Here is a 26,717-nt window from a genome sequence, read left to right as displayed (position 1 = left end):
ATAACTTTTAGAAGTATGAAAAATAAAATATATAGTTTGTTGTATGCTGTTTTTATTGTGTGCTCTATTTGCAGTTGCAAAAATGAAAGCCTCAATGCAAGCAGTGTTTACTTAACATCAGCTGAGGTTAGTAATACCGGCCAGCTGACAGTTGATAATAGTGGCGGAGAACAAGCATTTAACATTACAGCTACGCAACCTGCCGAAAGTTCAGTAAGCGCTGAGATTGTTGCCGACCCTTCTTTGATCGCATCCTATAATGAACGTTTTGGAACCTCATATGAGGCGGTTCCCGATGGTGCATATACTTTTTCCTCAGGCATGGTTTCAATACAGCCAGGAACCACATTGTCTAACTCAGTAACATTCCGAATCACCGGCACCGATAAATTTGAAGTCGGTAAAGCATACATGATGCCGATCACCATACGTGAGGTATCTGGTCTGCCACTTATTGAGGCATCTAAAACCTTCTATTTGATCATCAAGCAGGTTATTATAACTAACGCTGCCGTGCTGACCAATAATTACTTTAAAGTCGATTTTTCAAAAAATAACGAATCTCTTCGGGCTATGTCAAATATTACCATGGAGACGCGCGTGATGGCGAATAGCTTTCAGACAAGCTCTCCTTTTATTAGTAGTATAATGGGGATTGAAGAAGCATTTTTATTGCGTTTCGGTGATGTTACGGTACAGCCTAATCAACTTCAAGCTGCAGGTGGGGTAACGGCTACCAATGTGAATTTCGCATTCAACACTGGAACATGGTATCATATCGCTGCAGTTTATGATGCCGGCAAGCTTCGCGTTTATGTCGATGGACAGCTATTAGCAACTACTACTGCTAATAGAGTATTTGATTTGACCAATACCAAGGACGGCTTTTATTTCGGTCGATCAGCGCAAGGGCGTGGTTTAAATGGCGCTATAAGCGAGGCTCGAATTTGGTCAAGGGCTTTATCTCAGGCTGAGATAACCAATGGTATATGTGGTGTCGATCCCTCAAGTGCTGGACTTGTTGGTTACTGGAAGTTTAATGCAGCAGAAGGTCGTTCAATAAAGGATATAAGTGGACATAACAGAGATGCAGTTGCGGCAAGCAATATACAATGGACACCAAGCATACGCTGCGAGTAGGAATTAATTTGTAAAAAGCACGTTTAGCGAATCACAGATCATCAAAATTTTATCACGCCAGGAGTCGGGTCATTCGTTTTCGGAGATCTGCCGTGAGCGCGGCATCAGTCAAGGAACGTTCTATTCCTGAAAGAGCAAATGTTCGGACATGGAGGTCTCACAACTCAAGTAGCTCAATGAAATGGAAAAGTGGTTGGCCCGGTACAAAAAGATTGTTGCCGCGCAGACTTTACGGATCGCCGTTTTAAAAGACGTTATCGAAGACCGATCGGAGTGAGTTCATCGTGCCACTAATACAAACACAAACGAATAAAAAGCTCTAGGGTCTGACCAAAAGCGTGAGCTCGTAGGTTGCCGCGCGAAGATTTCGGGATGAGCCTACGGTAGACCCTTGCAATATTCTGCCTAATTACATCTGTTTTTTACTACCGAGCAAAGCCTAACAATGACACGGAAGTCATCGTTAGGCTTTCCAAACTGTCAGAACTCCACCGGGCGTGGGGTTTGTGGATGATGCATCACCGGCTCAAAAAGTTGCACCATGTCTGGAAACATAAGCGTGTCTACCGTATTTGTACAACTATGGGGGCCAATCTGAGGAACAAACGCAAGAAACGTTTTTTGGCACGCTTAGAAGCACCATTACGCTGTCCTAAAGCACCGAACATCACCCGTAGTCTTGATTTCATGCAAGACACGCTGGCCAGTGGAAAAACGATATGTACATTGAACGTCATGGACGATTTCAGTGAGAGACGCTTTCCATTACATTGGATACCAGCGTTCACGCACAACGGGTAACCCGGCAACTGGAAAAACTAATTACATCCATAATTTTCTTTTTCATTCTGCTTCGCAGGCCGCTTCATTCGCAGCTCAAAAGGAATGGTCAAGGATTGATTCTATAGCTCGCATATTATTTGATTATACCGTCAACTTTTTGGACCTGCAAATCTTGAACGCTTGATAGTTTGAAACATAAATAATTTCACAAATACCAAACTGAATTGGTCATATTCTTATTTCCTATTATTTCAATGGGACAAATAGCATCCGAAATCGTCCACTGTTATACGAATATTATTCAATGAAATCAAACAGAAATAATCCATTTTTAAGTTTTTCGTTATGCAAGTTCAATATCATGCCAACTTTTATGCGAATTGCCATCGCAGCATTTTTTTGCAATAAGTGGCTACAAAAAGCTTTTTGATCCTGTATTTATTGAATCAATGGATACAGCTATGAAAGCAATAGGGGTACCTCATCCCATTTTTGTTTCAGGTTTTTTGGCTACAGATGAATTGATATTCGGTTTGTTATTCTGTGTGGGATTTCTTACTCGTATATGTGCTTCGGTGTTAATTTGTATGCTCTTTGCTGCACTTGCAGCGGTCGATATGCATACTATGCCAAGTAATCTTGACTTTCTTCTATCATGGTATAGTTATTTTTTTTATCTTCCGAAGTTTCCGTATACTATAATACTTTTTTCTTTCGTCCAATACGGTGAAGGGGATTGGAGTATTGATAAGATGAGCTGTTGATATACCAAGAAAATAGCAGATTGATGGAATACTATCAGAGGGATTTGGATCTAGAAGCCAACAGACTCTCATAGCTACTTATTCCAAGGCAGCCTTTACCTCCTAAAATAAATTAAAAAGCGCTCACGCAAACGGTATCTGTGAACTTTTTCATCGAACTATTTAAGGTGGGTCTTGTGCAGTGCTTTCAGAAAGAAGGCATATCGTACAGTTCAGGGGCTGCAACTTATACAGATCAGCGGATGATTTATTATGAAGATCAACTTGTTACTTATCCAACATATGAGAATAAGTAACAAGTTGCATCTATAGATTCTGCCGATACCTTATTATACGGAAATAGGCGAATTGACGTTTTTAAAGACAACCAACGGTCATATCCAGCAGGGTCTTTCACCATATATATCGATAGTGACTAAATGTAGGTATATTACTTTGTATAGACTCGAACACCTCGCCAGATGCCGTTTCTCTTTGATGCACCGAAAACGTCGGCTCGAGTAAACCGAAACCCATTTTTGATTGATTTTTTAAGATTATCAAGTGTTTTTGGATCGAAATTTATACTTTTAAAATCGGTGGAGACTTTAATTTCAAAATCCTGAATAGCGAAAGCAAACTCTTTTTCGATCTTATCTTGATTAAACTCTCTTGTCACATAAGGCATCAACACACATCTCACTTTACCGTCCGAACCCGCTGTTTCTACCTTTTTGTATATTAAGCCTAACTGAGCCTTATCCAGTTCTGCCAACGAAATTTCTTCAATAGTCCCATCTTTAACGTTGATGGTTTTTACTTTCGTTCCAATGGGTGTTTCTAATTTTTTCTTAAGCGCATCCCATCCTTGCTTTAAAAGTGGCTTTACAGTCTTTTCATTGATCTTAAACTCTCCCGAGAAATTATCTGGACCGATTGGGAAGATATTTGGAATATCGTAAGGGACAAGAATTTGAAAGATATCACCAGCTTTATATACCGGAATATAATCAGGCTTATTCCATGTCGGATCTGTGAAGCTACGCCAAGCATCAGACGTTAAACTCATTGGAGGTATAAGATCTAATGTCTCAAATTCTACCGCAGTCCAGCCAGCAACGATTTCCTCGGCATTAACCTTTCCCCAGATGCCTAGCTGAAAAAAGCCGCCGGCTTTTTGTTGCTTCACTTTAATTCCAACACTTCTTGCGAAGCCGTAATTTCGATTATACAGTAAAACACTCGTTCTATAATCACTGTCATCAAAGTAGTTGTACTCGGTACTATTTTCAAAAATGGTTTTTAGTAGTTTTCCTTCTGGATTGTTCATCTGTCGTACCAAGAGGTTTTCAAACATTGCCGGATCAAGCTCTGATCCTGAGGTGATAAGGTTTTCGCCGGTACGAGAAGGTCGAGATGTACCATCACCTCCACGACTGGGACGAGGTCCATTCGTAATTGTGGAACCATCACCTCCACGGCTGGGGCGGGGTCCGTTCGTAACTATCGAACCATCATCGCCACGACTGGTGCTATCTATGGGCTCTCTTCCTTCGCGACTTGGGCGTCCGGTATGTTGGTCATCCTCCGTCATAAAATCGTCTAATCTTGATGGTCTCGTTGGTAGATTGAGCGATTTGTCATCCACGAAGGTCGGTATGAACCCAATATTATCTTTCAAAAAAACCATATCTTCCCCAAGTCCCAGGTCTGCGTTAACATCTATAAATGCGGATAGATCTATTCGTTTATAAGAATCCTCATCTGTTTTGATAGGATAGGATTTATTTATTGATTCGTAAAGTTTCGTAAGATTTTCAGCATTATCTTTACCAGCAAAGAAGGTTCCATACGGCGTAACTTTATACAATACGTCACTTACAATAATCTCACCATTAGCATTTAATATCGCTTCTACGTAATTATTATCAATTACAGAAGTAAGCAACTCGGCATACGGGTCAACATTTGCTACAGAACTCAGTGAATTAAAGTCGTCTGGAACATTCGGTAAGCCCGAATCTGCGGTCGAGGACTTCAACTCTATTTTTGCCGGCTTTGGGTATTCGGCCTGGTCTAAATAGTTCCTTAATTCTGCATTAGAAAAACTTAATATCTGAATGGACTTTTCCTGACGTTCACTCAGCGTTTGTAGATGTTCTTTTCTGCATGATATTAATACGAACAAGCCTGTCAGAAGGCATAAGATGATCGGGGTACTTCTCTCCATTTGTTTGTGCTTAATTTGATTGTTACTTTTATATAAGTATAATTGATTGGTAAGTTTTCTAAATTAGGATACTCCGCGTTTAGATGGATTTTTCGATTAAGTTTTCATTTCTAAAATCTCCGAGCAGCTTTATGACTTGGAGCTGTTGTATGACGCCAGATTAACTGTTCCTAGATTACCTACTTTAAATAGGTCGGTTGAAAGGTGAAATTGTCCTTAAATTTTTTATTATAACTTCTTGATGTATTGTTTTGGTGCGCAACGGGATTAGTTTGGTAAGCGACATCCGCCACTGTAATTTTTTATAAATTATTTTATTATCATGTTTTGGAGTCGCTCGTTGCCCTTTCTTATGGAGATGCGCCAAAAAAGGGTAGGTAGTTAAAACTTGTAATCCCGAAAAACGGGCTTTGGTATTTGCAACAGACCTACGCATTTAGCCCTACATATCTAGGAGGGAAGCCGAAATTGCAAAATATACGGAGAGGTTCAAATTATATCGGGACAATTTGTTATTTCGGCCGTCTATAATACAAGCTACTCGGTTTTTCACAAACAACAAAATGATATGAAAAATATAAAAAAAAGTCAAATTATTGCTACGGCTATCGTGTTTCTTTCCATATTTTATGGCTGCAAGAGTGAAGTTATTCAACTTCAAGAAGCGAATACCGCGGTGATAAACAACGAGCAAAAGTTTATTGCCTACTATATAACTGATGGCCGTAATCCAGATTTTAAACTAAAGGATATACCTGATGGTGTCGACATGGTTATCCTTTTTGGTGTTAAATATTGGCAATATCAAGATACCTTAAAGTATCCTGCCGGCACGGGGATGATGAGTAGCTATAAATCATATGGAGCTTATTTTGACGATATCAAAACACTCCAAAAAAGAGGCATAAAAGTACTGCAGAACGTGGACGATGACGCTAGTTGGCAAGACGCAAAACCCGATGGTTATGCTACACCAGAGATTTGGGCAAACAACTTGAAGACGTTATTACTGGACAAACACAAATTGGATGGAATCAGTCTTGATATCGAACATAGTGGAAGAAGACCTAACCCTGTTCCGCCATTTCCAAAATATGAAGAAATTGGTTATCGTGGTTGGTATAGTAGTGCGATGGATGCCAATCCTGAATTTATGTCCTGTGTAGCAGCTTTGACCAAATATTTTGGGCTCAAAGCCCCTGGCAATAAGCAATTGCATACGGCCAGCGGACTGGATATCTATTCGTGGAATAAGATTGCAGAACAATTTGGAGATGCATTCAATTATTTTCAAATACAATCGTATGATCGCACCTTAGAGCAATGTCAACTTATGATGAACTATGTGACCAGTGTCAATAAAATACCTGCTTCCAAAATAGTTTTTGGTTCCTATATCGAAGGGGGCAGGTCCCTTAAAGAGGATTTAAAGATTGCCGAATGGACGCCAACACAAGGAAAAAAAGGTGGAATGATGGTTTATACTTACAATTCTAAACCTCAAGATGCCAAACTGGTGTTAAACGCTATTTCGGCGAACCGATAAGATAACGAAAGGTTGGACATTTTACTCAAAGAAATATATAAAAAACCACTGTCTTACACGTTCGCACAGATTTAGAGATAATTTTTTTATGAAGCGATAAAGAATTGTCTAACTTCTGAGAGCTTTATATGAGTTCTAATTGATTTCTTTTTATAGAAGTCTTCGCTTGGTTGGATATAACTTCGCTTGGTTGGATATAATCTATAGGGACACGGCTCTTGCATCAGTCATTAGATGAACGACTATGAATCCCTTTTATAAAATATCTTATTCACATATGTCCGATCGATTAACGAACGCTCCACTCGAATTGATTGTTCTGAACGGTTTAAGCTACAGAAAAGATAACTTGAAGGAGCCGTTTTCCGGAACTTTTAACTGGTCCGAAGGTAACTGTGACGTCGTGTCTATTTACGAAAATGGAATCCGTTTAAACCAAAAGATTTACGAAGAAAATCGTCTGGTCAGTGACGTCGTTTATAGATCCGATGGAAGCGAAAACGTCAGCCTTTTTGATGATGAAGGAAACATCAGTGTGATAAATAACTTAAAAAACGGCAAGCTGGACGGTGTTACGAAAGTTTTCATAGGTGGTGTGCACAGAGTAACAATGACCTACAGAAATGGAAAAAAAAATGGGAACTTCATTATCTATGACCTGAATGGACACATGTTGCTGGTAGAGTATTATGTAGATAATATCAAAACAATTTAATTTTTCAAAGCAGATATCCCTAACCTTGTTGGTATCACTTTTTTTATTGTTTTCTGAAGTTAAACCTACACACGAAATCTCGCATAACGGAAACTTTGATCCTTTTTTTTCTGGCCGAATTATCGGCCGAAACGTATTGTCAGTTGATCGGGAATCTACAGTATTGGCTTATAATGATGGCCAAATAGCTATAATACAGAAAGAAAGTAGTGGCAAGCCGTAAATTTTACAAATCATTTCCAAAATACTGCAATACCAATTTTCTTTTTGTCGCTATTTTGGCAATTTGAAAATCGTAAATTTGAATATTAAAATTCTTTCAATATACGGTGCGAGCATACAACAGCTATGATAACACTTTTCATCAAAAACATGGTTTGCGGCCGCTGTATTATGGTGGTGCAAAATGAATTCGACAAACTAAGTATAGATATTAAAAATATCCGTCTCGGCGAAGTCATAGTAGACAAGGAGCTTACAGACCAAGAAAAGAAACAAATGCAAGATGTGTTGCTTTCCTTGGGCTTTGAGCTTATAGACGACAAAAAAGGCCGCATTATTGAAAAAATAAAGAACATCATCATTGACCTTGTACATTATCAGGAAACTGACACCAAAACCAATCTCTCTGATATATTAGGCAGGCAGTTACATCATGATTATAATTATTTGTCCAATCTGTTTTCTGAAGTAGAGGGAACAACCATCGAGAAATATTTCATCGCTCAAAAGATTGAAAAGGTAAAAGAACTATTGGTATATGATGAACTTTCATTAAGTGAGATTGCTTTTCGCCTGAACTATTCGAGTGTAGCCTATTTGAGTAATCAGTTCAAAAAAATAACAGGACTGACACCTAGCCATTTCAAGCAAATAAAAGAGGATAAAAGAAAACCATTGGACAAATTGTAAATGTTACAAATCAAATCCAAAATTCCACAATAAACGCCCCTGATATAATTGTCAATTTTGCAGTACTTAACAAAGGATACAGCATATGGCAACGAATAATAATAAAGAAATCATTTATCTTCCGTTGGAAGATGTCGAAAGCGAGCATTGCGCGTTAATCGTTGACAGGGGGTTAGCGCAGATAGAAAGTATAGACACCCACAGTGTGGAGCTGAATAACCGCAGAGCGGTTATCACCGTAAAAAACAACAAAGCAGTAGGCCAAGCGGTTAAAGCAGTTAAAGATTTAGGCTATGGAATTTCCACCGTAAAAAATTCCTTTCCTGTATTGGGTATGACCTGTGCATCCTGTGCAGGCAGTGCGGAAAGCATTGTAAAGCATCAACCCGGCGTAGTAAACGCATCGGTAAATTTTGCTACCGGAAATCTTACGGTGGAATATTTGCCCACTATGACCGATGCTGCTAAACTACAAAAAGCCGTGCAGTCCGTAGGTTATGATTTATTGCTGGAAGATGAAACCAAACAGCAGGAAACATTAGAAGCAATTCACGCCCAGAAATTTCAAAAGCTAAAAACTAAAACCTTATGGGCAACTATCCTGTCTTTGCCTGTAGTTGTCATTGGTATGTTCTTTATGGATATGCCCTACGGCAATGAAATAATGTGGGCATTCTCCACACCTGTGGTATTATGGTTGGGCAGGGATTTCTTTGTAAATGCGTGGAAACAGGCAAAGCACCGTTCTGCCAATATGGATACACTGGTTGCGTTGAGTACAGGCATCGCCTATGGTTTCAGCGTGTTCAATATGTTGTTTGCTGATTTTTGGCATCGGAGAGATTTACATGCTCACGTTTATTTTGAAGCAGCAGCCGTTGTTATCGCATTCATCCTGTTGGGCAAATTATTGGAAGAAAAAGCCAAAGGCAATACCTCATCAGCCATTAAAAAGCTGATGGGCTTGCAGCCAAAAACCGTGATCGTGGTACAGGCGGACGGGGCGGAAAAAATAACTCCTATTGAAGATGTAAATGCGGGCAATGTTATCCTCGTAAAGCCAGGCGAAAAAATTGCGGTGGACGGGATGGTTACATCGGGCAGCTCTTACGTGGATGAAAGTATGTTAAGCGGAGAGCCTGTTCCGGTATTGAAAAAAGAAAATGAAAAAGTTTTCGCAGGAACAATTAACCAAAAAGGCAGCTTTCAATTTAAAGCTGTCAAGGTAGGTAAAGAAACAATGCTTGCCAACATTATCAAAATGGTACAGGATGCACAGGGAAGCAAAGCTCCGGTACAAAAATTAGTAGATAAGATTGCTGGGATTTTTGTTCCTGTCGTGATAGGCATTGCTCTTCTTACTTTTATTTTATGGTTTGTGCTTGGCGGCGATAAGGGCATAGTACAGGGATTATTAGCTGCGGTTACCGTATTGGTTATAGCTTGTCCCTGTGCGTTGGGACTGGCTACTCCAACGGCTATAATGGTGGGGGTAGGCAAAGGTGCAGAAAAAGGGATTTTGATAAAAGATGCCGAAAGTTTGGAATTAGCCAAAAAAGTAGATGCCATTATCCTCGATAAAACTGGAACGATAACAGCGGGCAGACCGGAAGTCTCAGGCGAAAAATGGTTGAATGAAAATGATGCGGAAAAACAAATTCTGTACAGTATAGAAAAACAATCCGAACATCCATTAGCAGAAGCGGTGGTAAAACATTTGGATAGAATATCGGCCATCGCTTTATCAAACTTCGACAGCATTACAGGTAAGGGAGCCACAGCCAATCACAACAACGAAACCTATTATGTAGGCAATAAAAATCTATTGGCTGAAAACAACATCAATATTGCAGAGGAATTGCAGCAGCAAGCCGATGAATGGGAACATTTGTCGAAAACCGTTATTTGGTTTGCAGACAGCAAGCACGCGCTTTCCGTAATAGCTATAGCTGACAAGATTAAAGAAACATCAGTAGCAGCTATAACGGAAATACAGGCGATGGGAATTGATTTGTATATGCTCACGGGCGATAATGAGGCGACAGCCAAAGCCATTGCAGAACAGACCGGCATCAACCACTACAAAGCGGAAGTATTGCCACAGCACAAAGCCGACTTTGTGAAGGAGTTGCAAAGCAAAGGTAAAGTCGTAGCCATGGTAGGCGATGGCATCAACGATAGTACAGCTTTGGCAACAGCCGATGTAAGTATCGCTATGGGAAAGGGGTCGGATATTGCAATGGACGTGGCTAAAATGACCATTATTTCATCAGACCTGACCAAGATACCGCAGGCGATAAGATTGTCAAAGCAGACCGTAATCACTATTAAGCAAAACCTGTTCTGGGCATTTATCTATAACCTGATTGGTATCCCCATTGCCGCAGGTATTCTGTATCCAATAAACGGCTTTCTATTAAATCCGATGATAGCAGGTGCGGCAATGGCATTGAGCAGCATCAGTGTAGTAAGTAATAGTTTGAGGTTGAAGTGGAAAAAGTAAACTTGTAGCAACCTGTAGAATACAATCCGTAAAAATCACAAATTAAATCCAAAATAACACAATGCCTATCGCTGTAAGAATAGGGAACTTTACATATCACAAAATAATAAGTATTATGATACAGACAAAATTTCAAAATTGTATTGAGGCTTGCCAACAGTGCGTGGTCATCTGTAATCAATGTGCAGTAGCCTGTTTAAACGAAAAAGATATTGAACATTTGAAAAAGTGTATTCAGCTCAACTTGGAATGTGCAGCCATTTGTTCGGCAGCAGTAAATGTATTGAGCCTTGACGGAAAATTCAGTAAAGAGCTTTGCAAGGCATGTATAGAAATCTGCAATGCCTGTGCCAATGAATGCGAAAAACACGTAGCAATGGGTATGGAACATTGTAAGCAGTGTGCTGATGCCTGCCGTGAATGTGCAAAGGCTTGTGAAGAAATGCTTGCAACCGTATAGCAAAAAAATCCTGTAGGAAAAAATCGCTAACGGCGCCACTTTTATCTTTTAAACCGTTTTGATAAAAAAGGTAAAAGTGGCTTTATTAGTTGAAATAGAAATCAGTAAAAGTCAGAAATAAAATCCAAAATAACTTTTTAATTAAATAAAATATCAAGAAAATGGAAAATAAAAAATTTCAATTTAAGACCAACCTCAATTGCGGTGGATGTGTATCTAAAGTGCAGGCGGATTTGGATCATGCGGACGGCATTTGCGAGTGGGACGTAGATACCACCAATGCAGATAAGATCCTAACCGTAAAATCGGAGGGCATTACTGAAGATGAAGTAATAAGTATTATTAACAGTAAAGGCTTTAAAGCGGAGCCTTTAAACTAACAACTATTTCCGATAGAGATAAACTGTTTAAAAGACAATCAAAAACAAATCATCAGATATGGGAAACCAACAGCATATTTCAGCTGAATTTCAGGTAAAGCTAACTAATTCGCCACAAACAGTTGAAGCGGGAAAGAGCGTAAACCTTAAATTTTCTATTGAACAAGATGGTCAAGTCGTTCCTTTGGATGTTTTCCACGAAATGAAAATACACCTATTGGCTGTCGATGAGGATTTAACTTGGTTCTGCCACGCGCACCCCGTGGAACAGAAGGATGGAATATTTACCTTAACACAAGTATTTCCTCACGGCGGGAAGTTCTTTCTGTTTGCTGATTTCAAGCCATCTGGAGCTGAGCAGACCGTGAAGAAGCTCGAAATTCTAGTAAAAGGGAAAACGATGTCAAATCATGAAGAAATTTCAAGTAAGTTGGTGTCGGAAGTAAGCGGTTACATAATAACCCTCGAAAACGGAAGCAATTTTAAAACGAACAGAACACAGCCTTTGGAAGTATCAGTTGAAGAGAATGGAAAAAAAATGCACCAAAGTGACCTGCAACAGTTTTTGGGTGCATTTGCTCATATTGTGATGATTCGCAAAGTTGGCAAGGAGTTTTTGCATATCCACTCCATTTCAGAAAGAAATTATCCAATTTATGCAGAAACGCATATTGAGAAATCAGGTATATATAGGATGTGGATCCAGTTCAAAGTAGCGCAACAGGTACATATCGCTGATTTTACCGTTGAAGTAACAGAGGGTAAACCAAAAGACGATGGAAAAAATCCGCATCACGCACATGATCATTAAAATTAAAAAATATGAAAAAGTCATTTTTAGCATTGGCAATGTCGCTGTTAGTATTTTCAGCGTTTTCCCAAAATACAGACAAATTATTAGGCAATTACATCGGCGTAAAAAATGCGTTGGTAAACGGTGACGGTAAAGCAGCCTCTGAAGCTGTTCATACACTGTACCAGTCCTTAAAAAGCGAGGAAAACTTCACACAAAAAGCCGAATTGCTGGAAGCAGCAGAGAGGCTAAACGAAGCCAATGGCATAGAAAAACAAAGAGCCGAATTCAAGAATGTTTCGATGATAATGTGGAAATGGTTAAAAAACTCCGATAAGGTAAATCACACCATTTACTACCAATACTGTCCGATGAAGAACGCTTATTGGTTGAGCAACGAAAAAGAAATCAAAAACCCTTATTACGGTGCATCGATGCTTACCTGCGGCAAAGTATCAGAAACGAAAAAATAATTGGAACCGGCATTGCCTAGCAACCTGAATACCTGAAGTCGGGGTTTACCGCACCTGATCTCTATGAATCGGAGATAGAGCACCGATATACGGAGTTTGTTTGCTGTCATGCGTGTTAATTTTTGCTAAGCTCTACTGTTCCGTATAAAAACAAGCACCAAACCCGGCGCGTAGGGAATGGCAATTTTCTCATATTTATTGATCTTTTGGCAAGTAGGGCCTGTTGTCCAAGGGCAGGCCCCATTGCGGATTAAATTGTATGATAATGTTGGAAATTGGCAGACTGAAAAATTCGTTGTTGACCGGCGCGGTATATTCCCTGTCGCCAATCCTATGCACGACTGTGCTCTTGCACCAAGGTTTACCCGTGTCCAAAGCAAGCCGCTTTATATCAAAAGTACGTTGAAAGGATTCTATTGGTAACTCGCGACGACGCTCGTTTAGGATCTCCTGCAGCAGCTGGTCTTGGTTTAGTTCTGTCCCATTGGCCAATTCTCTGTTGTTCCCGGAATACCTATACTTTCGCAATAGATTGATGTCGGCAAGCGCTTCAGGAAGATTGTTTAGCCTCGCATTTGCTTCCGCCCGCATCAAAATCAGCTCGGGGTAAGTTAGGCCCTGGTTGATATTCATCTTGGCGCCTTTATAGTACTTTATTACCACGCCGTCACTGTATGTGTTAACACCTTGTTTGGTATTGTAGCCCAACGATTTAAGTGCAAAAAGTTGATATCTACGATCGTTTTCTTTATCAAAATTGTCCAAAAAATCATCAGAAGGATATGCTTCCGTTCCTTGGGGAGCTATTCTGTAAAATAAATTTTCCCTATGGTAAGTCTGTTGCAGGTTCTGGTCGGGACCGACCAGTTCTGAGCTGACCTCCACATCGACCCCAGGTGGGGGAGATGCCCCCGTACGCACGTTGTAGGAAAAGGTGTTGTAGTCATAGATCAGTCCGTCCGGTCCTCCTTTTTGTGCTATGGCCAGTTCCCAAGCTTCGTTTGCATTTTGGACCACCGCAGCCCAATCACGTTTATACATGTAAAACATTGCCCTTAACCCGTAAACAGCTGTCTTGTCGGCACGGCTAGGATTAGAAACCTGAGCGGGGGCGTCCAGCGCTGCCTGGAGATCTTCCTCGATAAGATCAAATAGCTCCCGGGTGGTCGATAGCTGGGGATTTGCGCTGGATGGATCCGCAGAGACCCTAAATGGAAGCACCTTTGCGCTGTTATCACCATTGGGATCGTAAATAGGTCCATATCCCATTGTAGCGACCATATATGACCAAGCTCTTCCAGCTTTGGCCTGGGCTACGACGGTCTTACCCAGCTCAGTTTCTGTAGCTTTTAGCTCAGCTACACCGGAAATCACGGTATTGAATAGACCTACTGCACTATATATACCCCATTCCCAAGTGTATTGTGGCTTATTGGGATCCAAATAAGGCCGATAGAATGTAAATGCAGCATAACGGTCAATATTTGGATGCGTACTGACATAAAGAAATCGAGCCTGGTTATCACTGATTGTGAAATTATCTCCTAAAAATGCATAAGAGCTGCCCCTGTTATTGTCAAAAAAATGATAGTCCAATGTAGTGCTGCTGTTCAGGATATTTTCAAAATCTTCGACCTGGGAGGGAATAAGACGTCCAACTGGCTTTACATCCAGAAATTCCTTACAGGAAACATGGAGAAAAACGAGGGCAAATATGAATATATTTTTCATGACTAATACTTACTGTTTAATTAAATGATACAGAAATCCCCATAAAATAAGAACGGGGCAAGGGCAGGGAGGTAAACCCCTGCTCGCGCATTTGACTTGTAGCACCACTCTCGTTAACTTGAGCTGTCTCCGGATCTATGTCGACTCCCTTTGCTGTGATGGTGACCAGGTTTCTTCCCTGGACAAAAACTTTTGCATCGCCTAATCCGATCCTTTTAAAATATCTGCCCAGATTATAGGATAGCGTTATATCTCTGAGCTTGGCATAATTGGCATTGCCAATAAGCTTATCAATGTAAGGGAAGTATGAATTATCTGAATTGGAATTTCGTAATACGGGATAGATCGTATGCAGCTCATCGCCAGGATTCCGCCATCTCTCCGAGACGTGTCTATTTATATAGTTCGTACCCGAAAATGCATCTCTACGATATTTGTTTCCGAATTTTGCAATCCACATCATGCTCAAGTCCCACCCCCTGTAGTGAATCCTGTTGGTTAGCGATAAATCAAATTTCGGCCGCAGTGTTCCCTGGTAAACGACATCGGCAGGTGTCGCATTTCCAGGTCTTATGACCCTTCCATCGGCGGAATATACCTGCGTTTCCCCGAGCTCGTTCAGACCTGCAAATCGATATCCCCATAGCCCGTCGGCGGGATAGCCCTCTACCAATATACCATAAGATCTAACGTAGCTGCCCGCATAATCACGACGGACGTTGTATGACTTTACTTGGTTATAATTGTAGGTAATATTGGGAAGTATGTTCCAACGGAAATCTTCTTTCCCTATCGCCGCAATATCCAGGCTTAGCTCGATTCCCCGATTCAACATCGCGCCTACATTTCGGGTCATCGAAGAAAAACCGGATGTAGGATCGTTTGCGTCCGGCGCCAACAGCTCGGAACTATTTTTAAGATAATAATCAACGCTGCCATTCAGTCTATTGCCAAAGAAAGAAAAATCGGCAGCGAAATTTATGTTTTCGGTTTTCTCCCATCTCAACTGGTTATTTGGGGGAGATTCTACGTCGTACGGTACACCTCCTGTGACCTTGTCAAAATCATATACAGAAAGAATGAGGAAGGGTCCTTCCGTCAGGGCTATGTTCCCATTGATACCATATGATGACCTTAAATACAGCTTATTTATCCAAGATGTATCGAAAAACTTTTCATCAGAAAGCTTATAGGTTCCACCTACGGACCATAAAGGACGATACCTGTATCGATCATCGGTCCCAAAGAAATTGGTCAAATCCAAACGGATGCTTCCACTGACTATAAATCTGTTATCATACTCGTAGGAGCCGTTGCCATACCAGGAAGCAAAGCGATCGTCCCTAAATGAATATTTGCCTGAAGACAAATTTAGCACACGTCCAACGAGCATATCCGAATCGTAAACCCCCGCATTATAGTCACGATTGTTCATGGGAATGAAAGATCCTGCTATTGCATTATATCCTACCCTGGTACCGATAGCATTGTTATTGAATGTGGCCTTACGCACCTCGTTACCGAACATCATATTGATTCGGTGCCTTGTCCCGTGAAAATTCCGGATATATGACGCCTGCGTACGGATCGTCCAATCTTCATTGATGTTTCTGCTTTCATTAATAACATCGCCGTCAGGTAGATAGTGATAAGCGTTATTTGAAATAGATGTGCCATCGTTGTAGCCTGTTCTCAAGATATAGGCTTCTGCACTTCGGAGTTGGACGCTGTTGTAATTTCCTCGTTGCCAAGTTCCACCAATCTCTAAAGATAATCCTTCGATAAGTTGTGCACGAACTGTTCCTCCCACTCTAGTCTGGAAATTTCCCGTGTTCACGGTTTCTTTTCCAATATCATCCAACGGTACGTAAGACCAATCCTTCATACCGGGTGTATTGGCATATATTCCCGCTTTATACTGGCTTATGCCCCAAACCGCTGCAGGATTTCCCTGTGCATCGACCAAGGAGGTGTAAGGCTGCAAATTAGAAGACCTCGAGTAGCTCATCAAATCACCATACTGTAGAAGGGGGCTTTTTGATCGGTTGTAGACGACATTTGCATATAGTTCGGTCGATAGAAAAGAAGTTAAATGAATCTGGTTCTTGATGTCAAGTAACAATCTATCCTTGCTGCTTTCTATAAAATTATCCCTCCCGTTTTGTAAATTCATGGCAATGTTGTAGTTGTAACGTTCTGCCCCACCATCCAAACGAAAATTGTGCTGATGGTTAATTTCATTCCGAAAAAAATGATCCTCGATTTGTTTCACTCCGTTTACACTTTTCAAAGACTCAATCTCCCTCGAGACTTCTTCTTCCGATATTTTCCCTTCGCGTAGCTGCATCATCAGATAGGTCACCCGGCTCATATTGGATAAAGAAACGGTTGAGGGAGCATTGATATCCTGTCGGTATAGATCTAGTTCCGCATCAATGTAATCGCTCGAAGAGGCTCTGTTCAAACCATTGAGGTTCGGCTTGGACACAATGTTGACCAGGCCGTTATAGGATAGTCTCGGCTTGGCGCCTGATCCCTTTTTCGTGGTGATTACAATGACACCATTTGCCGCCCTGGAACCATAGATCGATGCTGCCACGCCGTCCTTGAGAACCGTTACCTGCGAAATATTGTTGGGATTTATATTATTGATATCTCCTTCGAAAGGAAATCCATCCACGACCAGCAGTGGCTTGCGCTCAGCACGAAATGTTGCAATACCACGCACCTCCATGCCACCATCTTTATCGACCACTAGGCCGGCAACTTGGCCTTCTATAAGATTCTGCGTCGTTAAGGAAAGCTTACTCTCCAATGCCTCCGGTTTAATAATTCCAAATGCGCCGGTTGCGCGTTCTCGGGAAATCTGCTGATATCCCGTACTTACGACTTCAACAGAATCCAGTTGATTTGCTTTGGGTATTAAGGTGATCGTGCCCAGATCAGGCTTAGCCCTGAGACGTTGGACGAGATATCCGACATATGATATTTCGATAACGGCCCCTTCGGCCACTTTTGCAATACCGAATTCACCATTCTCTTTGCTTACCGTTTGCATGCCCGTCCGCTTTCCAGCTTTGTCTATAACGAAGATGGATGCTCCCTTGAGTGGATCACCGGCCGCATTAACAGCCCTACCTTTCAACGAGAATTGTAAATCCGATTCATCTTGTTGACAAAAGAGACTGTTTGCAATCAAAAAAACAAAAGCCAGTGTGCAAAAGTAACGTAGGAAAATTCTACTATTTCTCATTATTTGATTTTGCTATTATATAAGACGTCAAAAAATTATTGGAATGTAGTCAGGCGATAGAACAGTATCGGACAATCAACTTATTTCTTGGTTTCCTCTGTATGGAGTTGTCCATTTCCGGGCAACATCTTCGCTGGGATATTCTAAACGAGCAATACGGTTCTTGTGTTCAGGAATATGAATTTATCTCCAACATAAGGCTGAAAATCCCCGCTAAAATTGTGTCCATCCGATAGTAGATTAGTTATTTCATTCATAATTTTTAAGAATCACAGCTAAAGGAAAAATGAACGTTACACCAACCTTCTTCCAAGAATGCTTTAACCTCTTCTTATTCTATTCAGAACTCTTGTATCTAGGACGATTCAAAATATTAAATGTCCCTAATAATTATTAAATTCATTTATATGAATATATTAAAAGATTGATATTGAGATAATTATAAATTAACTTTGTTGTCACGGCCTTTGTTCTGGCATTTCATATTCGCTGGGGTAAAAGGTCTGGTGGCCAGAGAGATTACGGAAAAGTGATTTTATATTATTGATGTTCGATTTATAAAGTTTGCCGCCATGTGTAGGGAAATCCAAGTGGATACAGGATCGGAGTTTATCTCCAAGTAGGTCAATAGATGGCCTTACGAATATCAGGTGGAAACGGTACACTCCAGATCCGGGAAATACCAACAGATAATCCTCCATCCAATCACAGCTTTTGGAAAAGTGGTCTACTTACAAAGCAAATATTGATGTAGCAATTAATAACGGCTCATAGATATAATACGTTAAAATGAAATGTCAGGACAAAGTCAGAACTTACCGTCTTATAAGAAATCACTTGGTAGACTAGAGCACGAAGATTTCCTGTAGGTGGTGGCAGGAAAATCCAAGCTTGACTATTATGATGCTAATTTTCGAAGCACGACTTCGTTTATTTAACCATTTGATATATAGATTTTTACAAAGTTATTCTCCCGGTGGCGTTATGCAATCGATTGATATGTAATAAATTTTTTTAAAAGATACACCTTGGAATATATTGTATGATAGAGTATGAAGATCTTAGTCATTATATCGCTTAGCATCGCTTTTGTGTGTGTAAATTGCCTTCTATGCTCGTGTGCAAAAGATGATCCCATATCTCAAGTTTCCCGAAAAGTAAATACTGTCCCAGTGTCGGTCGACTACAAGAAATTTGATTTTGGGCAAATGGCAGCTATAGGTAGTTACGCAATCGAAGATACGCTATGGAATACGGATAGGACAAGGATTACAGGATTCAATCTTAGCCACGCTGCAGATCGTTGGTTTTTGTATCCGCATCAGCAAGGCGATGTCTACCCTATTACGGGTGCGTTGGTTTCGTCAAAATCTCTCGATAGTCTGTATGCAGAAAAAAACCTATTACCGGTCAATAGTCGCCGGATACCGCGATTTGCGCTAAATGCCTATGATCAAAGTTATGTACTTCAAGATTTCCTATTGCCTGATTTTAAAACTCAGGAACAGCATATCCATACATTTCTGCAGCGAGCAGGAGATCTTCGATACTACAGCCACCGGGACTATATCTACTCCTTTTACGACTACGAAAATCTAAAGCTACTTTTTGGCAGGGACGTGGATATTAAAAAGCTTTTCCAGATCAAATCGTCTAATTATCCAAATTTAAGTGGAGAAGGATTGCTTTACTATGCCTTTAATTGGACACTTAGATTCAGGTCTACGTTTATGGAACGGGATTATACAGATTACGTGCCTTTGGAGAATGTTTTGGCAGAAAATTTTTCTCGAATAAATTTTGTCGACTACGGCAAAATAGCGCTGATGGCAGTGGACGGTGAGGCTGCAATGGTGAAATTGGCTGTTTTGAAAATATCAAAAAATATTGATTTGTCTTTCCCAGAGCGTGACGCGATAAGCAAGGCTATTGTACATTTCTATTTCTATGGGCATTCCGATCTCGAACTGGAAAAATTTAATAAGGCTGAGGATAATTACAACAAAATAGTAGTATATATACAGCTTTCCATCGACGTTGAGAAGCTTAAATTTGATGAAAATTCCTACGGTAGACCCATCCAATTCGAATTAAGTACACATAGCGCAAATAATGATCAATTCAGAAAAACCAAATATTTAAATAGTTTAAAATTCTCCCAATGAAAATGAAAATTCAAATGCTGTCTTTAGTTATACTCGGATTGGGTATAGCATCCTGTCAAAAAGATTCCTATTCCGGTTTTGATAAAAGCGATCAAGACGATCTCTTGCAGGTTTTTCAGAACCGAAAAATTGCAGATCACCCGATGATAGACCTATCCGGTATATCGAACAAGCAAACTTCTAAGTCTTTAAAATCAAATAGCACTGTACGGGATAGCGCATGGGCCAATCAGCAAGGAAAAACCTATTTTGTGGAATCGAGCAATATTATGGTTTCTGACGAAACTGCCGACATCATCTATCCTGGTGCAATATTGAGGAGTAACGACATCATCGATGAATATCCGTTCGTCCCACTATCGGCTAGAGACTATGATCCTTTACCTATACGGGCAAGCCTATCGATACCTGGATCGAACGTTTCCGGAACGAACGACTATCCCAGCCTTGATGAAACACGGAATTTTTTAGGGGAGGTATTGGGACGTCAAGGAAACATCGAGCAGATAAATAGCTTTTCCTATACATCGAGCGAATTTAAAGATTATAATGAATTGAAGTATTCATTCGGTGCGAATGTTGATGTTGCCAAAATTGCAAATGCAGCGCTTACTGGCGGAGGGACAAAGATTAGTAATAGAACGGGGGTCATTGCTAAATTTGTACAAGAAAACTTCACCTTGGATATGTCTCTGCCCAAGAAAACGGAGCTTATCGGAATAGATGATGCCAATGCCTTGCAAGATGAATATGTTCCCACCTACATCAGCTCTGTTACTTATGGACGGATGGGGGTATTTATGGCAGAGACTGACGTATCGTACGAAGAATTCAATCTTGCTTTCAAAGCTGGTGTAAATATTGGCGTTGTCAAAGCTGACGCCCATGTTACGACCGAGCAAAAAGCAATTTTAGACCGAGCTAAGATCACAATTTATATGAAATTTGGTCCGGGTCCTGCGTACGCACGAACGGTCGAAGGATACGAGGCGTTTAAAGCGGCGATACTGGAAGGAGCAGCTGTCGCTTCTAATTCCTATGGTGGCCCCATTTCTTTTCGTATGAGGAACTTAAAAGATTTTTCTTTGTTCAAGTCAGTCTTTAAGATCGATGTTAGCAACTAAAAATGTTGCTTTCGGCCTATTTTTCCTAAAAGCAACGATGCTACTTTTTTTACTTCAAAGCTGTAGTCAGATTGATTTAGATCCAACTTCATTTACCGAAGGTTTGTCACAAGCATCTGTGGAAGATGTTACGACCTATTCTTCTTCCGAAATGACGGTTATGGATCACAATTATGAATTGGTCTATCTGGGCTCTATGCTGAATGGGCAACAAATTATCAATAACGGCATATTTGCACCGCTCACCGGATATCCGAAGCTACCAATAACTGTTAGCACTTCCATAGCAGGTACATTGTCAAAAGAAATTCCCGTACCTAGGTTATCCACTTTCAGACAAGCCGTTCAGGACATTTTGCGGGAGAGCTCTACAGCCGGAACCGAAGTATCGTCTTTTTTATTTTTTCAGAGACCTTTTTTTGATTATAACGAGATCAAAAAAGAATTTGGTTATGAAGTGAATACGCGTAGTCTATTCTCAACTAGCAATACCTCTGTTATAAACCGATTGACTGTCATCGAAAAAACATATGACATCGTTATGGGCTTCGAGCTTATTAATTTTACTATCGACATGTCATTGCCGCGCGCGAATGAATTGATTGCACTGAATTCGGCTGAAAAGCTGATTGCCGAGACGACAACTCCTGTATATATCAGTTCTATATCGTATGGTCAAAAAGGAATTCTTGCAATAGAGTCTGATTACACTACAGAGGAAACAAATAAGGCTTTCGAAAAGGTAACAAGGAAGATCTTCAAAAAAACAACGGAAAGCTTAACGGAGCGGGAAATACATATTATCAACAATTCGACTATCCAAGTCTACTTAGTCGGCGGAAGCAATTCAGGATCCGTCACGCGTGTGGAAGGTTATGATAGCTTCATTAATTACATTAAAGATCTAGGAACATTCAGCGCTGAAAATCCCGGCTTCCCGATATCTTTTAGATGTCGCCATCTACCCGATTATTCATTCTTTAAATTTGAATATTAATGAAAAAAAGACATCAAATGCAGTCGTTTATAGCTTGTATGTTTGTATTCGCGACATTCTCCTGCACGAAAGAAATTGAACAACAGCTGTCAAACCAAACAAGTACAGAGCCGGAGTTCGATAATGTATTGCTAACTGGTTCTACCGGTATGGTTCATCAAAATATAGGAAATCAGTATAAGGCGCCACAATAACTTTTTTCAAACGGAGGACTACTAGCAGCCAGGAGATCCGACAGGAATGGGGCAGTCTATATTACGGATAGTCAATTCTGGGCAGAAGGAATTCAACCTGGGATGACAATTGAAGGCTATGCTGACGAGTTCGTAATTATTCCCGAATGGTTAGGTAGACGAGATGTTTTTCATTTAGGAAGTCTGATACAGGGGAACACATTGCAGAATCTTTCCTTTACGCCATTATCGGAACGGGAAGGCCACTACGAAAGCAGGCCGATATTTGCCTCTGTATCTTTTCCTGCCAAGACTGTGTCCGGCAGCTATTTGCCGGACATTATGGCTACTACTAAATTTTTCAGTAATATCATGCAGGAAAATAATCTCTCCGATATGCAAAACAGCACTTTCCGTTACGAAATTAAAGAATTCAGTTATTATAATGAAGTAAAAACTGTATTCGGATCTAACGTAGATGTAAGAGCACTATTTTATGCTTCGAATAGTAGTGCAACTGCCTTTTCTGGACGTATCCAAAAAACAAATGGGCTCATAGCTTCCTTTACGCAAACAAATTTTACCGTCGATATGGACATTCCAGAATCAGGCGAACTGTATCAAAATTTAAATTTGGATCTGTTGGGAAATGTATATCCCGCTTATATCAATTCAGTGGCGTATGGTTCAAAAGGCGTATTACTGATAGAAAGTGAACAGGATGCAGAAGTTTTGCAAACAACTTTTAATAAAGCCTTCTCTGTAATGGGAGGGCTGGTAAGTGGAAGTCAATCATTAGCTTCCGATGAAAAAAATATCATCCAGAACGCTGATTTGCAAATTTTCTTTACAGGTATAACTGGTGAAAGTGTTAGAAGGAAAATAGGGTCTTTCGATGAACTTATCAGCCTAATCAAAACGGGAACACATTTTCCCCATCAACACCGGGGGGGCCGATTTCATTTAAGATGAGGTCTGCCAATACGAACCAAGCAATAACTAACAATTTTTCAATTCAAATTCCGTTTAAGCCTTTCTTTGTAAAAGAAGAGTTTAGACTAGATCCGGAAATTCCAAGTGCTCCAAGACATGAGTTACATTTGACATTCTTTGCAGACGCTAGAGCACGCATTCCTATTCAATTGCCTGTCGCAACGCCAATTTTTATTAATCAAGTAATCCGGCATGAAAGGGATGGCTCCAATCGTACGGGGTTTACCATGGTTCCAGTGACTGCCCCCAAGCCCTTTTATAATACTGTGCCTAGCCATACAATGGTTCGAAAACCGGTATTGTTAATTAATAATTTAAGCATACCAGCAGATGGAAGTTATAAAAAGGGCTTGTAATATAAATATGTGGCAAGTAGCGAGATTGACCCTAATGATCTGCTCTGAAAGTTACAGATTTTTGTATAAATTTTTAAAATTTGAAGTTTGAATATGGAAAGTAACTATTTTTGAATAAAGTATAATGGTCAAGAAATTGACTTAAAAATTGAATCAGGTCAGCTTTTATTGACCCAAGCCGATGAATTTGAAGATCAAATAGGATTATTTATTAACATCCAGGCAAAGGGAATGGAAATAGATTTTTAGACAAAATAGAGCAAGAAACCTATCAGCATTATATCAAACCCAGAATTCACACGGAGTGGCTTGACATTCCGACTGATTATATCTGTATGTCTTCAAACTAAATTAGACACATAAGTCGAATTCCTTAAGGAGTATTTTGCGTTATAAATTTATTAATTTTTGTTGATTGTACAATTTTCTTCTTTGCTGTATTGACTCGGCTTTTATACGTTTTCTTTTTTCGATGATCTGCCCAGATCGTCCATAATAAACATCCGCTGGTGTCAGGTTATTGAGCGATTCGTGATAACGTCGGTTGTTATAGTTGTCCACAAACTTTCCCAAGGCTTCGACAAGTTCTTCTGGATGATAAAAATGGTTTAATTTCACTACGTTTTTCATCGTTCTGTGGTACCGTTCAATTTTCCCCTGCGTTTGCGGATGCATCGGTCTTCCGTGAACCTGTTTCATCTTCAGATCCTCTTTCATGTATGTTTTGAGCTCGTTTGAGACATAACAGGGGCCGTTGTCAGAAAGTAACTTTGGCTTTGCTTTAGATTTTAATTTTGCCTTCTCGATAGCGGTATTTACTGTTCTTTTCACATCTTCTGCATTCATTGAATCGCATAACTCCCAATGGATAATGTAGCGGCTGTAATCGTCTAAAACCGTGCTCAGATAGTACCATCCCCAGCGATAATCTTAAAATACGTAAAGTCGGTCTGCCACATTTGGTGCACAAAGCTGGTTTTATCCTTGAACTCATTTGCTGCTGAGATAAGGATATGATTCGGCGCAGGGATCAGATCCCGCTGCTTCAATATCCGATAGAAACTGGATTCTGATATGAACACACCTTGTTCATCGGTGATTTTGTGGGCCAGTTCCCGGGAGGATAACTCCGTATGGTCCAAAGCAACTTCAACAACTAGATCTTTCTGTTCTTCCGGAATGCTGTTCCATTGTCTTCTAGATACTCTATGGCCTTGTTCTAGGCCGTCATAACCGTTCTGAAGATACTTCTGATACCATTTGTAGAATGTACTTCTATGGATGCCGAAGCTTTCCAGTGTCCGCTTCACACCGATCTCACTACTGGTGGCGGTTTGTATGATCTCGTATTTTTCTGCCGCTGATAATCTCATATATTTTCCGTATTTATGGATTAATCTAGCATGTTTCTCTGGTCACATCCCCGTTCAGACGCTTCTTGCCTGCTTCCATAAACTCTTTGTTCCAGGCGTAGAACTGAGACTGGGCAATACTGTGCTTTCTGCATAGTTCTGCCACAGAGGTCTCGGCTCTAAGACCCTCCATAAAGATCAAAATCTTCTGTTTAGCGGTAAAGATACTGCGCGTATTTTTACGAATATCTTTTACAAAGGATTCTGTGCTATTTTTCTTTGATGTTCCCATATTTAAATCTAATGTTTTTGATGAAAACACTCCTTATGTTTTTAAAATAACGTGTCCACTTTTTGCTGACGATTTACAGTGTTGCGCAAATGTAATTGCCACAGTAGATAATAATAGTAAGAAGCTTGTTGTAATCTTTTTCATCATTTTGTATTTATGGTTTGCAGGGGTCTTATGCATTTATATTTACTTAGAAATCACGTTTTACCGCTTCATTCTGATCTATATCTCCAATTTTCTGAATATTTAAACAATCTGGTAATAGTTAGTTGTATCGGAGAGGTGAATGTTTTGCTTTCGAAGGATGCTTTGAGCTCGGGATAGTCACGCGCAAAGAATAGGAAGTATGCGACAAAAAAAAGGGGCGAAAATAAATCCGCACCCTTTCTCAATCAACCAAATGATCTCCCATATAGGAGGTTTTTTTCTACTATTTTGTTTTGAACATGTAATTGCACTCCTAGTTAGGACGTTCATATATTCCGTTTGTCCCTTAAAAACGTTATTTAGATTATTCTTTAGCCCATCATCAGCTTTATCTCTTATTTGTGAATACAGCTGATAACTAACATCCAATATCAGATACGTATAAAAATGACCGATGTAACGTATTAATATTTGCAGATCTCTACCTTTTTTTACGGCTGTTTACCCCTGAACTTATTGGAGGTTCTGGGTTGGCTACAGTAGGAGAATAAGGCTCAAACTGTAGGTTATTGATGAATGCATTAACAAATGTTTCCCTCATTTGCTCACTGGTTGGATTGATCTTTATCGTCCCCCGAACCAGCTCCCGCTTTTCCATCGAAAGGATGACAAAAAATACAATATGGTGTTTGGTATTGTACATATAGCCGGCATGTTTAGTATCATTTTTAATGTACCGTATGACCCGTGTATCCATAAATTCTGGTACAGTAAATGCATTAAAAAGTTTCGTGGTCTGTTCCTCGATGGTGGTTGTCGATAATCGCGAAGATTGAGGATACCATGATATGGATATTAGACAAGGTTGAGCCAACCCATAAGGCTGAACCAACCCTGTCGAAGGATATTGCGTGCGAAAATAAGCACGCCCTGGATTTAACTTTTCAATCATGCTTTCGTAGCCAGGAGCATAAATTTGCCTTGCTATAGTATTATCTAATGCGATGATCGTATCAAGATCGGTAAGGTAGCCTTCCGGCTTTATGTGATAGCTGTTTACATGTTTTAAGATGTCCTGTTGTGCAAATGAATTTGCCAAATTTAACAATAGTAGTAACAAGCTTGTTGCAATCTTTTTCATCAATTTGTATTTAAGGTTTGCACGGGTCTTCTACGAGTATATTTCCTTCTGAATCACGTTTTACCGCTTCGTTCTGATCCGTATCTCCGAGTTTCTGCTTATTTAAATTGAACATTTTTCCAAACAACTGAAGTAGTGCCGATTCTTGACTTCTTTGAATATCCAAGTTACTGTTCGGGTCACCATGCAAATTGTCAAAAGCTTCGAGTGAATAATCGGTATATCGAATATTTTCAGCAATTTGCCTTTCCCCGTAAAGTTCTTTTGTCATATATGCGAATAGCTGTGCATCCTTTATCGTAATGGTGTAAATAT

General features: G+C 40.1%; 21 protein-coding genes and 2 pseudogenes. 17 read left to right on the top strand and 6 right to left on the bottom strand.

The features are described from left to right. The first annotated feature begins 15 nt into the window (after positions 1-15). The 3 genes and pseudogenes from B0I21_RS17875 (at position 16) to B0I21_RS20610 (ending at position 2,687) form a co-directional block, all read left to right on the top strand. The gene (locus B0I21_RS17875; RefSeq protein WP_133641861.1) at positions 16-1,140 is read left to right on the top strand and encodes a DUF1735 and LamG domain-containing protein; all 1,125 of its coding nucleotides are present in this window, start codon (positions 16-18) and stop codon (positions 1,138-1,140) included. 25 nt (positions 1,141-1,165) lie between these two features. Then, positions 1,166-1,270, top strand: a pseudogene (locus tag B0I21_RS20615) (transposase); the annotation flags it as partial. 1,033 nt (positions 1,271-2,303) lie between these two features. Continuing rightward, positions 2,304-2,687 (top strand): DoxX family protein, encoded by a 384-nt coding sequence (locus B0I21_RS20610; protein WP_166637895.1) that lies wholly within the window; start codon positions 2,304-2,306, stop codon positions 2,685-2,687. Positions 2,688-3,117: 430 nt separating this feature from the next. On the opposite strand, the gene B0I21_RS17860 is transcribed toward B0I21_RS20610, so the two are convergent. Continuing rightward, positions 3,118-4,896 (bottom strand): hypothetical protein, encoded by a 1,779-nt coding sequence (locus B0I21_RS17860; protein WP_133641860.1) that lies wholly within the window; start codon positions 4,894-4,896, stop codon positions 3,118-3,120. Between the two features lie 568 nt (positions 4,897-5,464). On the opposite strand from B0I21_RS17860, the gene endOF3 reads away from it, so the two are divergent. The 8 genes from endOF3 to B0I21_RS17820 all read left to right on the top strand — a co-directional run bounded on the left by endOF3 (position 5,465) and on the right by B0I21_RS17820 (position 12,678). Further along, positions 5,465-6,442 (top strand): endo-beta-N-acetylglucosaminidase F3, encoded by a 978-nt coding sequence (endOF3, locus tag B0I21_RS17855; RefSeq protein ID WP_133641859.1) that lies wholly within the window; start codon positions 5,465-5,467, stop codon positions 6,440-6,442. Positions 6,443-6,719: 277 nt separating this feature from the next. Continuing rightward, positions 6,720-7,157 (top strand): toxin-antitoxin system YwqK family antitoxin, encoded by a 438-nt coding sequence (locus B0I21_RS17850; protein WP_133641858.1) that lies wholly within the window; start codon positions 6,720-6,722, stop codon positions 7,155-7,157. Between the two features lie 348 nt (positions 7,158-7,505). Further along, positions 7,506-8,069 carry a helix-turn-helix domain-containing protein gene (locus B0I21_RS17845; RefSeq protein ID WP_133641857.1) on the top strand — a complete coding sequence of 188 codons (564 nt, stop codon included), beginning with the start codon at positions 7,506-7,508 and terminating at the stop codon, positions 8,067-8,069. A gap of 85 nt (positions 8,070-8,154) precedes the next feature. Next, positions 8,155-10,572 carry a heavy metal translocating P-type ATPase gene (locus B0I21_RS17840; protein WP_133641856.1) on the top strand — a complete coding sequence of 806 codons (2,418 nt, stop codon included), beginning with the start codon at positions 8,155-8,157 and terminating at the stop codon, positions 10,570-10,572. Positions 10,573-10,687: 115 nt separating this feature from the next. Beyond that, positions 10,688-11,032, top strand: a complete 345-nt coding sequence (locus B0I21_RS17835) for a four-helix bundle copper-binding protein (protein ID WP_133641855.1) — start codon at positions 10,688-10,690, stop codon at positions 11,030-11,032. Between the two features lie 161 nt (positions 11,033-11,193). After that, a complete protein-coding gene (locus tag B0I21_RS17830; RefSeq protein WP_133641854.1) occupies positions 11,194-11,412 on the top strand; it encodes a heavy-metal-associated domain-containing protein in 219 nt (72 codons plus the stop codon). Positions 11,413-11,470: 58 nt separating this feature from the next. Beyond that, positions 11,471-12,223 carry a hypothetical protein gene (locus tag B0I21_RS17825; RefSeq protein WP_133641853.1) on the top strand — a complete coding sequence of 251 codons (753 nt, stop codon included), beginning with the start codon at positions 11,471-11,473 and terminating at the stop codon, positions 12,221-12,223. A gap of 11 nt (positions 12,224-12,234) precedes the next feature. After that, a complete protein-coding gene (locus tag B0I21_RS17820) occupies positions 12,235-12,678 on the top strand; it encodes a DUF3347 domain-containing protein (RefSeq protein ID WP_133641852.1) in 444 nt (147 codons plus the stop codon). 195 nt (positions 12,679-12,873) lie between these two features. Here the strand turns inward: B0I21_RS17820 and B0I21_RS17815 are convergent, their stop codons facing one another. Both B0I21_RS17815 and B0I21_RS17810 read right to left on the bottom strand, forming a co-directional pair. Continuing rightward, positions 12,874-14,409, bottom strand: a complete 1,536-nt coding sequence (locus B0I21_RS17815; RefSeq protein ID WP_133641851.1) for a RagB/SusD family nutrient uptake outer membrane protein — start codon at positions 14,407-14,409, stop codon at positions 12,874-12,876. 16 nt (positions 14,410-14,425) lie between these two features. Then, positions 14,426-17,662, bottom strand: a complete 3,237-nt coding sequence (locus B0I21_RS17810; RefSeq protein ID WP_133641850.1) for a SusC/RagA family TonB-linked outer membrane protein — start codon at positions 17,660-17,662, stop codon at positions 14,426-14,428. A gap of 1,208 nt (positions 17,663-18,870) precedes the next feature. Between B0I21_RS17810 and B0I21_RS17805 the strand changes: the two genes are divergently transcribed. The 6 genes from B0I21_RS17805 to B0I21_RS17780 all read left to right on the top strand — a co-directional run bounded on the left by B0I21_RS17805 (position 18,871) and on the right by B0I21_RS17780 (position 23,470). After that, entirely contained in the window at positions 18,871-19,827 is a 957-nt protein-coding gene (locus B0I21_RS17805; RefSeq protein ID WP_133641849.1) for a hypothetical protein, read from the top strand. Then, on the top strand, positions 19,824-20,951 hold the full coding sequence (locus B0I21_RS17800; protein WP_133641848.1) for a thiol-activated cytolysin family protein: 1,128 nt from the start codon (positions 19,824-19,826) through the stop codon (positions 20,949-20,951). Before B0I21_RS17805 ends, B0I21_RS17800 begins: the two co-directional genes overlap by 4 nt. After that, positions 20,938-21,948: a thiol-activated cytolysin family protein gene (locus tag B0I21_RS17795; RefSeq protein WP_133641847.1), complete on the top strand. Its 1,011-nt coding sequence runs from the start codon at positions 20,938-20,940 to the stop codon at positions 21,946-21,948. The genes B0I21_RS17800 and B0I21_RS17795 overlap by 14 nt, the downstream gene beginning before the upstream one ends. Continuing rightward, positions 21,948-22,142 carry a hypothetical protein gene (locus tag B0I21_RS17790; RefSeq protein ID WP_133641846.1) on the top strand — a complete coding sequence of 65 codons (195 nt, stop codon included), beginning with the start codon at positions 21,948-21,950 and terminating at the stop codon, positions 22,140-22,142. The genes B0I21_RS17795 and B0I21_RS17790 overlap by 1 nt, the downstream gene beginning before the upstream one ends. Positions 22,143-22,244: 102 nt before the next feature. Further along, positions 22,245-23,093: a thiol-activated cytolysin family protein gene (locus B0I21_RS17785; RefSeq protein ID WP_133641845.1), complete on the top strand. Its 849-nt coding sequence runs from the start codon at positions 22,245-22,247 to the stop codon at positions 23,091-23,093. Then, positions 23,090-23,470 carry a hypothetical protein gene (locus tag B0I21_RS17780; RefSeq protein WP_133641844.1) on the top strand — a complete coding sequence of 127 codons (381 nt, stop codon included), beginning with the start codon at positions 23,090-23,092 and terminating at the stop codon, positions 23,468-23,470. Before B0I21_RS17785 ends, B0I21_RS17780 begins: the two co-directional genes overlap by 4 nt. A 390-nt stretch (positions 23,471-23,860) precedes the next feature. Here the strand turns inward: B0I21_RS17780 and B0I21_RS17775 are convergent. The 3 genes and pseudogenes from B0I21_RS17775 to B0I21_RS20210 form a co-directional block, all read right to left on the bottom strand. Further along, positions 23,861-25,114, bottom strand: a pseudogene (locus B0I21_RS17775) (IS3 family transposase). A gap of 628 nt (positions 25,115-25,742) precedes the next feature. Next, a complete protein-coding gene (locus B0I21_RS17770; RefSeq protein ID WP_133641843.1) occupies positions 25,743-26,402 on the bottom strand; it encodes a hypothetical protein in 660 nt (219 codons plus the stop codon). A gap of 10 nt (positions 26,403-26,412) precedes the next feature. Then, on the bottom strand, positions 26,413-26,717 hold a 305-nt coding region (locus B0I21_RS20210), incomplete at its 5' end, for a hypothetical protein (RefSeq protein WP_166637894.1).

It is taken from the genome of Sphingobacterium paludis (assembly GCF_004364125.1).
GTDB lineage: Bacteria > Bacteroidota > Bacteroidia > Sphingobacteriales > Sphingobacteriaceae > Sphingobacterium > Sphingobacterium paludis.
This window is presented reverse-complemented; position numbering and strand designations above follow the sequence as displayed.

Excerpts from the sequence above, each read along its gene's own strand:
- B0I21_RS17875 (WP_133641861.1), top strand. The coding sequence starts at position 16 with ATGAAAAATAAAATATATAGTTTGTTGTATGCTGTTTTTATTGTGTGC.
- B0I21_RS17860 (WP_133641860.1), bottom strand. The coding sequence starts at position 4,896 with ATGGAGAGAAGTACCCCGATCATCTTATGCCTTCTGACAGGCTTGTTC.
- endOF3 (WP_133641859.1), top strand. The coding sequence starts at position 5,465 with ATGAAAAATATAAAAAAAAGTCAAATTATTGCTACGGCTATCGTGTTT.
- B0I21_RS17850 (WP_133641858.1), top strand. The coding sequence starts at position 6,720 with ATGTCCGATCGATTAACGAACGCTCCACTCGAATTGATTGTTCTGAAC.
- B0I21_RS17845 (WP_133641857.1), top strand. The coding sequence starts at position 7,506 with ATGATAACACTTTTCATCAAAAACATGGTTTGCGGCCGCTGTATTATG.
- B0I21_RS17840 (WP_133641856.1), top strand. The coding sequence starts at position 8,155 with ATGGCAACGAATAATAATAAAGAAATCATTTATCTTCCGTTGGAAGAT.
- B0I21_RS17835 (WP_133641855.1), top strand. The coding sequence starts at position 10,688 with ATGATACAGACAAAATTTCAAAATTGTATTGAGGCTTGCCAACAGTGC.
- B0I21_RS17830 (WP_133641854.1), top strand. The coding sequence starts at position 11,194 with ATGGAAAATAAAAAATTTCAATTTAAGACCAACCTCAATTGCGGTGGA.
- B0I21_RS17825 (WP_133641853.1), top strand. The coding sequence starts at position 11,471 with ATGGGAAACCAACAGCATATTTCAGCTGAATTTCAGGTAAAGCTAACT.
- B0I21_RS17820 (WP_133641852.1), top strand. The coding sequence starts at position 12,235 with ATGAAAAAGTCATTTTTAGCATTGGCAATGTCGCTGTTAGTATTTTCA.
- B0I21_RS17815 (WP_133641851.1), bottom strand. The coding sequence starts at position 14,409 with ATGAAAAATATATTCATATTTGCCCTCGTTTTTCTCCATGTTTCCTGT.
- B0I21_RS17810 (WP_133641850.1), bottom strand. The coding sequence starts at position 17,662 with ATGAGAAATAGTAGAATTTTCCTACGTTACTTTTGCACACTGGCTTTT.
- B0I21_RS17805 (WP_133641849.1), top strand. The coding sequence starts at position 18,871 with ATGGCAGCTATAGGTAGTTACGCAATCGAAGATACGCTATGGAATACG.
- B0I21_RS17800 (WP_133641848.1), top strand. The coding sequence starts at position 19,824 with ATGAAAATGAAAATTCAAATGCTGTCTTTAGTTATACTCGGATTGGGT.
- B0I21_RS17795 (WP_133641847.1), top strand. The coding sequence starts at position 20,938 with ATGTTAGCAACTAAAAATGTTGCTTTCGGCCTATTTTTCCTAAAAGCA.
- B0I21_RS17790 (WP_133641846.1), top strand. The coding sequence starts at position 21,948 with ATGAAAAAAAGACATCAAATGCAGTCGTTTATAGCTTGTATGTTTGTA.
- B0I21_RS17785 (WP_133641845.1), top strand. The coding sequence starts at position 22,245 with ATGACAATTGAAGGCTATGCTGACGAGTTCGTAATTATTCCCGAATGG.
- B0I21_RS17780 (WP_133641844.1), top strand. The coding sequence starts at position 23,090 with ATGAGGTCTGCCAATACGAACCAAGCAATAACTAACAATTTTTCAATT.
- B0I21_RS17770 (WP_133641843.1), bottom strand. The coding sequence starts at position 26,402 with ATGAAAAAGATTGCAACAAGCTTGTTACTACTATTGTTAAATTTGGCA.